Source organism: Leptospira mayottensis 200901116 (assembly GCF_000306675.2).
Taxonomy (GTDB): Bacteria; Spirochaetota; Leptospiria; order Leptospirales; family Leptospiraceae; genus Leptospira; species Leptospira mayottensis.
Map to the genome: position 1 here is coordinate 231,983 of NZ_CP024871.1, position 10,518 is coordinate 242,500.

General features: G+C 36.6%; 13 protein-coding genes (1 of these 13 running past the window's edge). 7 read left to right on the forward strand and 6 right to left on the reverse strand.

Annotation, left to right across the window (positions count from 1 at the left end):
• Window positions 1–147: 147 nt before the first annotated feature.
• Together LEP1GSC190_RS01085 and LEP1GSC190_RS01090 are read right to left on the reverse strand one after the other, a co-directional pair.
• Window positions 148–1,275, reverse strand: a complete 1,128-nt coding sequence (locus LEP1GSC190_RS01085) for a hypothetical protein (RefSeq protein WP_002763071.1) — start codon at window positions 1,273–1,275, stop codon at window positions 148–150.
• A 31-nt stretch (window positions 1,276–1,306) separates the two neighbouring features.
• Window positions 1,307–1,726, reverse strand: coding sequence for an LIC_13246 family protein (locus tag LEP1GSC190_RS01090; protein WP_036036160.1), 420 nt, complete (start codon window positions 1,724–1,726; stop codon window positions 1,307–1,309).
• A gap of 266 nt (window positions 1,727–1,992) precedes the next feature.
• On the opposite strand from LEP1GSC190_RS01090, the gene LEP1GSC190_RS01100 reads away from it, so the two are divergent.
• The 3 genes from LEP1GSC190_RS01100 to LEP1GSC190_RS01110 all read left to right on the forward strand — a co-directional run bounded on the left by LEP1GSC190_RS01100 (window position 1,993) and on the right by LEP1GSC190_RS01110 (window position 4,611).
• Window positions 1,993–2,568 carry a hypothetical protein gene (locus LEP1GSC190_RS01100; protein ID WP_036047627.1) on the forward strand — a complete coding sequence of 192 codons (576 nt, stop codon included), beginning with the start codon at window positions 1,993–1,995 and terminating at the stop codon, window positions 2,566–2,568.
• Between the two features lie 67 nt (window positions 2,569–2,635).
• The gene (locus tag LEP1GSC190_RS01105) at window positions 2,636–3,832 is read left to right on the forward strand and encodes an NADP-dependent isocitrate dehydrogenase (RefSeq protein ID WP_002763082.1); all 1,197 of its coding nucleotides are present in this window, start codon (window positions 2,636–2,638) and stop codon (window positions 3,830–3,832) included.
• 95 nt (window positions 3,833–3,927) lie between these two features.
• Window positions 3,928–4,611, forward strand: coding sequence for a hypothetical protein (locus LEP1GSC190_RS01110; protein WP_002763104.1), 684 nt, complete (start codon window positions 3,928–3,930; stop codon window positions 4,609–4,611).
• Here LEP1GSC190_RS01110 and LEP1GSC190_RS01115 read toward each other — a convergent pair.
• From LEP1GSC190_RS01115 to mazG, 3 genes are read right to left on the reverse strand one after another with little or no spacing between them, the layout of a single operon-like run.
• Entirely contained in the window at window positions 4,608–5,381 is a 774-nt protein-coding gene (locus LEP1GSC190_RS01115; RefSeq protein WP_002763190.1) for a response regulator, read from the reverse strand. The two genes, LEP1GSC190_RS01110 and LEP1GSC190_RS01115, sit on opposite strands and share 4 nt — an antisense overlap.
• 2 nt (window positions 5,382–5,383) lie before the next feature.
• On the reverse strand, window positions 5,384–5,761 hold the full coding sequence (locus LEP1GSC190_RS01120) for an LIC_13241 domain-containing protein (protein WP_002763214.1): 378 nt from the start codon (window positions 5,759–5,761) through the stop codon (window positions 5,384–5,386).
• On the reverse strand, window positions 5,758–6,573 hold the full coding sequence (mazG, locus tag LEP1GSC190_RS01125; protein ID WP_173380595.1) for a nucleoside triphosphate pyrophosphohydrolase: 816 nt from the start codon (window positions 6,571–6,573) through the stop codon (window positions 5,758–5,760). The genes LEP1GSC190_RS01120 and mazG overlap by 4 nt, the downstream gene beginning before the upstream one ends.
• A 153-nt stretch (window positions 6,574–6,726) precedes the next feature.
• Between mazG and LEP1GSC190_RS01130 the strand changes: the two genes are divergently transcribed.
• Window positions 6,727–7,248, forward strand: a complete 522-nt coding sequence (locus LEP1GSC190_RS01130) for a DUF6580 family putative transport protein (RefSeq protein ID WP_002763052.1) — start codon at window positions 6,727–6,729, stop codon at window positions 7,246–7,248.
• Window positions 7,249–7,607: 359 nt separating this feature from the next.
• Here the strand turns inward: LEP1GSC190_RS01130 and LEP1GSC190_RS01135 are convergent, their stop codons facing one another.
• A complete protein-coding gene (locus LEP1GSC190_RS01135; protein ID WP_002763184.1) occupies window positions 7,608–8,867 on the reverse strand; it encodes an LA_2444/LA_4059 family outer membrane protein in 1,260 nt (419 codons plus the stop codon).
• Window positions 8,868–9,360: 493 nt separating this feature from the next.
• On the opposite strand from LEP1GSC190_RS01135, the gene LEP1GSC190_RS01140 reads away from it, so the two are divergent.
• From LEP1GSC190_RS01140 to LEP1GSC190_RS01150, 3 genes are all read left to right on the forward strand, one after another.
• A complete protein-coding gene (locus tag LEP1GSC190_RS01140) occupies window positions 9,361–9,903 on the forward strand; it encodes a Panacea domain-containing protein (protein ID WP_002763211.1) in 543 nt (180 codons plus the stop codon).
• Window positions 9,904–9,919: 16 nt separating this feature from the next.
• Window positions 9,920–10,372 (forward strand): hypothetical protein, encoded by a 453-nt coding sequence (locus tag LEP1GSC190_RS01145; protein ID WP_237578326.1) that lies wholly within the window; start codon window positions 9,920–9,922, stop codon window positions 10,370–10,372.
• 61 nt (window positions 10,373–10,433) lie between these two features.
• Window positions 10,434–10,518: the 5' portion of an LOG family protein gene (locus tag LEP1GSC190_RS01150; RefSeq protein ID WP_002763133.1), read on the forward strand. It continues 473 nt past the right edge of the window; the window shows 85 of its 558 coding nt (coding positions 1–85); its start codon is at window positions 10,434–10,436; its stop codon lies beyond the right edge, outside the window.

Below are 10,518 nucleotides of genomic sequence, written 5' to 3' on the forward strand. Positions count from 1 at the left end.
GGTAAATATTAGTGTATTCTGTTATACCCCTGAGTAACAGAAAGTTTGTCTGTGGAAAAATGATCGAAGTTCATCCTTTTGAAACGAAGATGTTTTTAGCCAAATTTTAAAGAACAACTTCAAATTTTTCTTTGGGACCATTGAATTTCAAGGATTGATCAAGTAATACGAAAGAATTCCATTAAAGGTTTCAAGCGAACCAGGAGGCAAATTTTTACCAGGACATTGAAGATTTAAATCCGCTAATGAATAGACCTGATACGGTTTTGCAAAAAATAAACGAATAAAAAATCGAAGTACGGAAGAAATGTTGGAAAGAACATTGATGTTACCTACTGATTGTTTACGAATGAGTTCGGCGGAACAACCGTCTTCAAAATAAATTTTTTCCCGAAGAGGAAGATCGTATCCTGAAAAAGGTTCTTTTTCCGTTTCTAACACTTCAAACTTACCGACTTTTCCGAAAAAAATTGTTTTCCCTTCTGAATTTAAAAGTGCAACTGTTTTGAAATAACCTTCAGGAAATGAATCGTTTCCCAAAAAACCTCCAATATAAAAGCGAAATTCTTTTCCGTTCATCGACCGGAATAATTCCCATCTCCGACTGTATTTATATACTTCGTAATTTGTGAGAAGATGTTCTAATCCTCCGGTTCCGAGAAGTTCCCTTTTTTTTCCGTCTTGGATCAAATAACCCCAAGCAGATTGAAACGAATATGCAATATCAGCTTGAACGAATTTATGCGGCTCTTCGACCGTATGTTTTCCTCCGGAAAGGGAAATTCCCTGTTTCAAGTCGGATTTAAAAGATAAGAATAATTTAATATTTTCAACTTCTTGTTGAATTTCGATTCCTTCAGAATTGAGGGACATACGATTGTTTTCTATTTTGAGATCAAATTTACCCTTTTCTGCGATTAAATCTTTTGAGGAGAATTCTTTCGTGATGAATTGAGTTCCTTCTCCTAACGTATGAATGACCAAACTGACTCCACAGTTTTTTGTTCCCGGGCCTAAATTACTTACCAAAAAAGTCGCATAGATAAAAATTTTACCGTCTTGATAGGAATAGTTCCAAGCCTGAAAGTAACCTTCTTGCATATAGGGTTGGAAAGAATAGTTTTTGAGTCCTGTTTTTTTGAGAAGCGCGGCGCTTTCAGCTTTGAGAATATCTTGAAAAACACATAAGAAACTAAGGATCAAAAACGAAAGAACCCTGAATTTAGAGAAAGACAGAGCTGGACTTGAACCCTTTCCCGAAGTTGGTTGGAACATTCCAAAAATCCTTAAACTTGGAAAGAATTGATCAAGCAGAATCTTTCAGATTCAGAATTTTCGTTTCTTCTGCGTTTGCAAAAACACAGTTATTTTCGTAAAGATCGGAAATGCTAATGTGTTCGAAAATCGGATGATCGTTTTTCCCTTCCTTTAAAAATCGGTCCTTTTCTTCCTGAATGCCGTCCACGTGTATCCAGGATTCGAATTGATTTTCTATTTGTAGGAAGATTATAAATTCATAGCCGCTTACCTTTTTGAGAAAGACTTCGAATTTTTTAACTTTTTTTTGAGCAAGTCTGATTCTCATCTTTTGACCCTCGGCCAGCTTTGAAAAGGGAATTTTCGGAATGTAGAAGTCGTTTAATGTTGAGACTATTTTTCGAAAGTTATTTTTTCTTGAAATCAACTTCATCCATTTTCCTCGATTTGGATCGATTGTATCTTTCATTTTTTACCTCTTTAAAAGCGGTTCCGAGAGGAAAATTCAGAGGGCCTGATTTTGTTAAAATAAAAAGAAACTGCTGTAGAAGAAGATCGACGTTCAAGCAAAGATTACGGAATTTAAAGTTTTTCTTTTTCAAAAGGAAAATCGTTGTTTTCGGAATTGAACAGAAGGGATATTCTTTGAGGGATTTTAACTTTTTGCATCAAAGAGACTTCCTTTTAATAAATCTTGCTAAAAAAGCGAAAATCAAAATAGTATCATTCAGAGCTATGGAATCCGATCTATTGGCAATATTTTGGACAGAAAAAATCAAACTGACCCAATATATCATTCAAACCACCAAGAATTTTAGTTCCAATCAGCTCGATTTTTCGATTACATCAAGGAAATCGGTCCGCTCCTTTTTGCAAGATATGGTAGCAGGGGATTTTTTTCTTCGGGTTTCCCTTCCGATTTCCGTTGGAATTAGTTCCATTCTTCCCATCTCAAGACAATCCGAAGAAGACATCGAAAAGGATTTGGTCCGTTTTCGAGATCAATTCGGCTCTCCTGCATTGCCAATCGGTCTCAGGGAAATCATCACTCAAAGTGCGGAAGAACTTTTTTTTGAAGGTTGTAATTCGGAACTAAAACCGCTTTTTTTTCGTTGGAAAAAAATTCTCGTCAAACTTGAGAAAACGATCCAAGCGCTTAGCGTAAAGGATTCTTTGAAATATCGTTATTTTTCCGTGATAGGAATTGTTTCACTTCCAGTTGCAATCAATTATTTTGAAATGCAGAATCTTGCTTGGCTCAGGAATGGGATTATGAGAATTACGGAAAATCCTAATTTTCCTTCTCGATGACAGTTGGGGCTTTAGAACAGAATAATATTCTATTATTATATCATCGCAAAATCTTAAGGAGAATTCAATGGCAAAGATTAAGGTAAAAACCCCGCTTGTCGAGCTTGACGGGGACGAGATGACCAGGATCATCTGGAAGGAGATCAAGGATAGGTTCATTCATCCTTATCTCGATATCGAACTGGACTATTATGATTTAGGCGTGGAGTATAGGGATAAAACCGACGATAAGGTCACCGTAGATTCCGCACACGCAATTCAAAAATACGGAGTGGGCGTAAAATGTGCGACTATCACTCCGAATCAAGATAGAGTGAAGGAATACAACCTCAAACAAGAATGGAAATCTCCGAATGGAACGATTCGTTCGATTTTGGACGGAACCGTTTTCCGTAAACCGATTATAGTAAAAAATATTCCTCCTGCCGTTCGTTCTTGGAAAAAACCGATTACGGTTGGACGTCACGCTTACGGGGATCTTTATAAAGATACCGAACTTTATATTCCAGAAGCTGGAAAAGTGGAACTTGTTTATACCGGAAAAGACGGAAAGGAAAAACAAAGAGCCTTGATACACGATTTCGACGGAGCGGGCGTGATTATGGGTCAGCATAACTTGGATAAGTCTATTCTTAGTTTTGCTCAGGCTTGTTTCAATTATGCGATTTCTGAAAAAATCGATCTTTGGTTCGCGACAAAAGACACCATTTCTAAAAAGTATCATGCTAGATTTCGGGCGATTTTCGACGAACTTGCAAAAGCCAAAGCCGGAGATCTCAAAAAAGCCGGAATCGAATATTCGTATTATCTCATAGATGACGCGGTTGCTCAGATTATGAAAAACGAGGGCGGAATGCTCTGGGCTCTGATGAACTACGACGGAGACGTGATGAGTGACATGGTCGCATCCGGATTCGGATCTTTGGGACTCATGACTTCCGTGCTTGTTTCTCCGGACGGAAAATTCGAATATGAAGCCGCTCACGGAACTGTAACCAGACATTACCGTAAATACCAGCAGGGCGAAACTACTTCCACAAACTCAGTCGCTTCTATTTTTGCTTGGACGGGAGCATTGATTAAAAGGGGAGAATTGGATGGAACTCCGGATGTAGTTTCTTTTGGTCATAAACTCGAAAAGGCCGTGATCGACACGATCGAAAGCGGGGAAATGACAAAGGATTTAACACTTCTTTGTACAGATCCAAACGCAAAGGCTTTGGATACTTTTCAGTTTATGGAAGCGATTCAGAAAAGGCTTTAATCGTTTTGACCGAAAATTCCCGACCAAAGACCGGAAAAAAGCTTCCATGTCCCAAAGTCGGGAATTACAAAATTACCAACCGAACAACGCAGACCATGAAGAAATTCGAAACTTCGATTTACCGCCGAATTTCTGCAACGTCCATCTTTATATCGCTTACAAAGTTTGCATTCACATTCTTATTATTATTTTTAAACGTTTCCATTCGTCCTCAAAAAGCTCCCAAAGAACCGACATTACCCGTGGAACCGACGGTTGGAGATTCCAGAAATCAAAGGGGAGAAGCCGAAAAGCAAACTGGAACCGGAGTGGACGAAAGAGGAGAAAAAAAAGTTAAAGTGATTTTTTGCGACGGTCGAGATGTGGAAGGTTTTTGGAAAAATCCACCGTTTGAATTTAAGTTTCAGCACAAAAAAAACAATATAACATATTCAAAATCCCTAAAGCTCGATGAGATTTCCAAAATTAAAATTACGGGTTGGAAATTGAAATCTTCCAATAAACGAAAGGAAGGAATTCCCTATCGAGCTGAGCCGTATCAGATCCAGATAATTTCTATGTCAGGGGAAATCTTTTTCAAGGAACCTTCTCCGACGGGCGAGATTCAACAGATTCAATTGAGCAATCAATTCGGAGATACGACTTTGTTTTTGTATTGGAACGACCTGCAGTATGAAAATGGACAGTGGTTTTCTGGTTTAAAACCCTTTTCGGGAGAATTTAGAGCGGACTGTCATCCGGATGTGGTTCGGGAAATTCAATTTCTCACCGTAAATTAAACTTTGCGAATGTATTCTAAAATTTTTCTTTCAAAATACGGTTTTTGAAGAATGGAAACGTTTTTCTGAGAGACTGAGATATTCAAGCCCACATTTTCCTCAAGTCCCGTAATCACCGTGATCGGAATTGTGTCAAATTTTTCCTGTTTGCGGATTGCTTCCACGAGTTCTTGTCCTGAAAAGCCGGGCATGATCCAATCGGTGAGAATGTAAGAAATATTTTCTTCGGAAGATTGAAGATATTCGTACGCCTTTTTTCCTTCTGTAAATGCCTGAAAGGAATAACCGTTCCTTTCCAGAATTTTTCCTAAAAGAAGTAAGTTGAGTTCCGAGTCGTCTACGATGAGGATTTTTCCGACTTTTCGTTGTTCTATGGAATTCTTTTGGTAAGAGAATTTAATAATTTCCTTAATTACCAATTTCAATTCATCAATTCCAGAGGGCTTCGGAAAAATTCCATCAAATCCAAATTCCATGGATTTTGTGCGGTTTGATTCGACATCTCCGGAAGTAATGAGATATATTTTAGAATTTTTGCATGCGTTATATTTATTTTCTCGTAAACTATTTCGTATAGTTTTACAGACCGTAAATCCGTCAGAGTCTGGAAGAATCATTCCGATCGTAATTAGATCGAAATTTTCCCGAAACGTAAGATCCAATCCTTCTTTTGCCGAACCCGCTTCGAAGATCTGAAAGTCTTCCGTGGGAAAAAAAGAAGATATGATTTTTCTGAAGGTCGTGCCGGAATCTAAAACGAGTACTTTCAAGCCTATTTTTCTCTTGAATCGATTTTTGAAATCGAAGTTTCGAAAATTTGAATATATTTTCTCAATTCGTCAAAGATTTGTTTTGGGTCGTCCATGATTTCTCCGTCCGGTTTGGTCCAAACAAGCTGTTGGTAAACATTATTGCATAAACTGAGATAATAAATCGGAGAAAAGTCAACTGTCTGTTTAAGCTCGCTCAAAGTAAAGGAACCGAAAACGGAAAACATCGCTTTATAATTTTTTTCCAGATACGTAAATTCATACGTTCGTGGCCATTCTTCTAAATCCGATTTTAACTTCAAAAAAAACTCTTTGGATAGGATAGAAATCAAAGTTTCGGTTTGTTCAATTCTTTTTTCGAGTGAATCTAACCCGTTCATGTTTCTGATTCTTTTGCCTCATTCCAAAGCTGATCCATTTCTTTTAAGTTGGATTCTTTCGGAGTTTTGCCTCGGTTTTTTAAGGTTTGCTCTATGTATTGGAATCTTTTCTTAAATTTTGCATTCGTTCTTGTGAGTGCGGATTCGGAGGAAATTCCAAGATGTCTTCCTAAATTTACTAAACTGAATAATAAATCTCCGAATTCTTCTTCGATGCGAACCTGATTACTTCCATCTGCTTTGACACGACCAAATTCGATTAAGAACTCTTCCATTTCTTCTCTAACTTTTTCTTGCACATCTGAAATGTTCTCCCAATCAAATCCGACTTTGGCAGCTTTCTTTTGATATTTTTCCGCTTTTAAAAGGGAAGAGAAATTCTCCGGAATGTTCGAAAAAATAGATGAGTCGTTTGATTTCTTCTTTTCCTTATCCTTGATTTTCTCCCAATTTTCCAAAACTTCCTGAGAAGAAGAAAGGGTAAGTTCTTCCGGCCTAAAAACGTGAGGATGTCTGAAAATTAGTTTGTCGGAAACACTTTTCGCAATGTCTTCTAAATTGAATGAATGTCTTTCTTCAGCAAGCCTTGCATGAAACACAACTTGAAACAATAGATCGCCCAATTCTTCTTTGAGGAGTTCATCGTCGTTTTTTAGGATTGCTTCGATGACTTCTTGGGATTCTTCAATGAGATAAGGAATTAGAGTTTGATGATTCTGCTCCTTATCCCAAGGACATCCGTTTTCTCCTCGGAGAGTGACTGTGATTTCTTGAAGTTTACCAATTTCCTCTGCGAGTGATTTTGCCTGCATCTGAGTTCCCTCCAAAAACAATGGGAGATTTGTTCCAACTTTTAATTTCCAAGCTGAATCTGCACTCTTTTTCAATTGTTTTGGAATCGGGATTGGATTGACGGGAGTCGTAAAGTTGAAGTATAGTTCAAAAAAATACTTTATAGGCCCTTTATGATACGTTCAAAAAGTCTTATTGTTCTTTCGCTTATTCTGATTGCGGTTGCGAGTCGCTATTTTCCGCATCCGGCTAATTTTGCGCCAATTCTTGCGATTTCTCTTTTTGCGGGCGCCCATTTTGTTTCTAAGAAGCTGTCTCTGTTGGTTCCCATATGTGCGCTTTTTATGAGCGATTTATTGATCGGATTGCATGATCAGATGTTACCGGTTTACGGAATGGTCTTACTTTTAGTTGTAGCGGGATGGCAGTTAAGAGCGTCTTCTTCCGTCGTTAGAATTGCATTTTGGTCGTTGGGCGGTTCTGTAGTTTTCTTTATCGTTACAAACTTTTACGTATGGCTGGCGGGTTACTATTCGTATGACCTGAATGGACTCGCTCAGTGTTATATCATGGCGATTCCTTTTTTTCAAAATTCTCTTCTGGGTGACATGTTTTATACAACCGTTCTTTTTGGTGGATTTGCTCTGATCGAAAAAGTAGGTTGGATAAAACTTGCTTCGGTTCCTATTAAGTAATTTTTTTCAAAAGATTTTCTTTTCAATACTCAGCATTTTTCAAGATTTAAGGTGTTGAGTATGACAATTTCGCGTACGATATTCATTGATGGAACTAAATATCGTTATAGAGATCTTTTAATCACTCTCATGTAAAAGGAAAACAATCTTGTTCGCTTTATAAGCTCTCTCAAAAATATCTGAGAATGGTCAAAATCAGCGTTTTAAATAAAGATAAAGTGTTTTCGAGATAGGTTTTAAATAAGTTCTTATAAGAGATTTGGGAAAACTGGACGACAAGCTTAGCTTTGAACGAATAAATATTGGGTTGGAATCATTCGTATCGTGGTTAAATTTTTTTCAAAAAGTCGATTTCATCCTTACAGAGTAATAGAGACTCCTAGATAAAATCCGTAGTATGTATCGATCACTTCCTTTTGAAGAGCAGGTCTTGTCGTGGTCAGATCCACCGTTTTTGTAATTGTGTTTAGTACGGTCGAACTGATCACGTCGGGAAATAATAGGTTGATGTCGTAGTTGTATCCAGTTACGAAGGATCTCATTTCTGTATATTGGAAACCGAATGTAAACTTGAGCCAGTTTGTTCTGAAAAAAGAAAGCCCGGCATCGATTTGATAACCTCTTCTTTTGACGAGGTTTTCACCCGTTGATCCTGAAGTTTCCATAACTAGAAAGTTTTGAGTGCCGTTATAGATTGTGGTTCCGTTCGTTTTTAGATGATATTTTCCTAATGTTCTAAAATAATCTGCGCTTGCGTGAAATTGAAAGAAATTGTTCAGTTTCTTAACGATTCTAAATCCGATTTGAGGACCTAAACCGCCCGCTTTTTCTTCCATAGTTCCGAAGCCTAATCCTCCGGGTAAGTTTCCGTATTCTTTAGAATACGTGTCCAGGTTACGGATTCCTAAGGAAGGTCCGATTCTAGTTCCGGATCCCGTTTCAAAAAAGTAAAGAAAATTCAATTGAATATCCGTTCTTCTAAGTTGCGGGCCGTACAAATTATAGGTTTGATTTAAGTTTCCTAAAGTTGGATTGACATTTACGGAAGAATAAGAAGGACGAATCCTAAAATCTAGAAATGTTGCTTCCACACCGTATTTTTTTGATTCGGTTAAAAATAACAATCGAATCGGGTAAGCGGTCTTCGTGTTTCCTTGCGGGTTCGAATAAAAACTTCCGGTGTTGTTGATTATATGCGGGTCGTAGGTTCCATTTCCCGTGATCGCATTGATATTCTGGTAAAGCCCATTTGTATAAAGAAAAGTGTTTGTTTCATTGGTGGATACGTTTTGTCTTCTTGCTAATGATTCCGGAATCCAACTCGTTTGGTTCAATAAAATTGCGATTTCAAATGTAGCACCTTTTGGAGTTTTGGAAATTTCCTGTTCATGAAGTTTATCTCTGAGTTCGGAGGCTTCTTTTCTTTTTTTCTGAATTTCGAAAATCATGCGTTGTCTCGTGACGGGATCTTGTGCTTTGCCAGCTTTAATTTCGAGTTCGTTGGCTTCTTTTTCTAAAATATCCGGATCGAATCGGGGTGGATTGTTTTGTCCCATTACGTTCGTTTGAATTAGAAAAAAAAGTATCGTAATAAGGAGTTTTTCAATTTGTTTTTCCATAGTTCCTAAGAAGTGAGAATTACATAAGACGAAGAAATTTAAACATTTTTTCTCGGACATAGAAAAAGAAAAATGTTACAAATTTTCTTTGGTGAAAACAACGAAATAGAACGATTTTATAGAAGGCTTACGTTGGTGGTAAACCTCGTAAAGGCAGAAAGAAAGGTAAGATTTATACCGATGAATTTAGAGGATACTGAATATTAGATAAACTTAAACGAAAGCACGTTACAGTAGATCATAGTAAAGAATTTGTTTCCGCTGACGGAATCTACCATAAAATCAGTCCAAAGTATATGGACCTTTATTGTCGTGAGGAGGCATTTAGATTTTCTAATAGAGACAATTTGGCAGGAATTTTGGATAAGGTCCTATATCAAAGTGTCTTGAGATTTGAAAAAGTTTAAAAAAGTTGTTGTCACAATATGAATAGTAACAGTATAATTACTAAACAAATATATAGTATATATTCAGAATTATAAGCCGAGGTTCAATGGACATTAAAATTCAAAACGCAATTGCCTTCCTCGCTGAAAAATTTAAAGAAAAAGCAGGACGACCAATATCACAAACTTTTTTATATAAACTTCTTGCGTATGTAGATTTTACTTCTCTCAAAAAATATGGTATTCCTACGCTTGGACTAAAATATGTAGCAATGGATAGAGGTCCAGTTCCAATTGAAATCTATAATGAAATCAAAGAACAAAATAAATTTATCACTTTTGAAGTTATCGATAAAAAAACCGAAACTTACTCAATGAAATTAATTGAACCTCTTATAAAAGCTGATCTTGATTATTTCAATCAAGATGATGTAGACCTAATGCGTTCAATTGTAGATGAGCATGTAAATGACTCTTCAAAAGCTGAAGATATATCAAATAAATCACATGATGATATTAAATCTTGGCAAAAGGCTTATTATCGTAACGGTCCAGATTCACCAATGGATTATGCTGATGAATTTGAATCTTTAGAAAATCTCCCTCAAGAAGTAGAGCTATTTCTACTTTACAAAGAATTAAAAAAATAAAATTTAGTAATCACTAATGTTAGTGATACCTCATACTTATAGATGGGATGGATATGTGTTTCATCAGTATGCTGGTGGAAATAAAGCACGGTGGTTAATCTGTATTGGGCGGAATGGTATTTTATCTGGTTTATCTTATTTCCACTTGGCTACAACAACGACCTCGTATCATTCAGATAAAATTTCTCAAAATGCATATTTCAAAATTGATCAAAATAAATATACATTTTTTGATTCGGATTGTTTTATCTATTTTCAAGAAAGGATATTTACCCTTCAACAAATTGAAATTGAGCAACATAAAGAAAAAATTGAATTTAAAGGCGTCATTAATTCAGAAGACATGCAAAAAATTTATCTTGGATATTGGACTTACAAAACTATTCCACCCGTAGATTTAAAAGAAATAAAATTTTCTTTGGAGAATATTGGAGTAAAAGAATTACCAGACCCTAAGAAAAATTTATAATTTAAGTGTATGTAAAGGATGATTGCGTAATTTTACGTAGAATCGAACTAAAAGGGAGATTATGAATTTAACCAAATTGGCGATTTGCGTTTTTTGTGGTTCCCGTTCGGGAACCAATCCTGTGTATACCGAGGCGGCCAGAGATT

Excerpts from the sequence above, each read along its gene's own strand:
- LEP1GSC190_RS01085 (WP_002763071.1), bottom strand. The coding sequence starts at position 1,275 with ATGTTCCAACCAACTTCGGGAAAGGGTTCAAGTCCAGCTCTGTCTTTC.
- LEP1GSC190_RS01090 (WP_036036160.1), bottom strand. The coding sequence starts at position 1,726 with ATGAAAGATACAATCGATCCAAATCGAGGAAAATGGATGAAGTTGATT.
- LEP1GSC190_RS01100 (WP_036047627.1), top strand. The coding sequence starts at position 1,993 with ATGGAATCCGATCTATTGGCAATATTTTGGACAGAAAAAATCAAACTG.
- LEP1GSC190_RS01105 (WP_002763082.1), top strand. The coding sequence starts at position 2,636 with ATGGCAAAGATTAAGGTAAAAACCCCGCTTGTCGAGCTTGACGGGGAC.
- LEP1GSC190_RS01110 (WP_002763104.1), top strand. The coding sequence starts at position 3,928 with ATGAAGAAATTCGAAACTTCGATTTACCGCCGAATTTCTGCAACGTCC.
- LEP1GSC190_RS01120 (WP_002763214.1), bottom strand. The coding sequence starts at position 5,761 with ATGAACGGGTTAGATTCACTCGAAAAAAGAATTGAACAAACCGAAACT.
- mazG (WP_173380595.1), bottom strand. The coding sequence starts at position 6,573 with ATGCAGGCAAAATCACTCGCAGAGGAAATTGGTAAACTTCAAGAAATC.
- LEP1GSC190_RS01130 (WP_002763052.1), top strand. The coding sequence starts at position 6,727 with ATGATACGTTCAAAAAGTCTTATTGTTCTTTCGCTTATTCTGATTGCG.
- LEP1GSC190_RS01135 (WP_002763184.1), bottom strand. The coding sequence starts at position 8,867 with ATGGAAAAACAAATTGAAAAACTCCTTATTACGATACTTTTTTTTCTA.
- LEP1GSC190_RS01140 (WP_002763211.1), top strand. The coding sequence starts at position 9,361 with ATGGACATTAAAATTCAAAACGCAATTGCCTTCCTCGCTGAAAAATTT.
- LEP1GSC190_RS01145 (WP_237578326.1), top strand. The coding sequence starts at position 9,920 with ATGTTAGTGATACCTCATACTTATAGATGGGATGGATATGTGTTTCAT.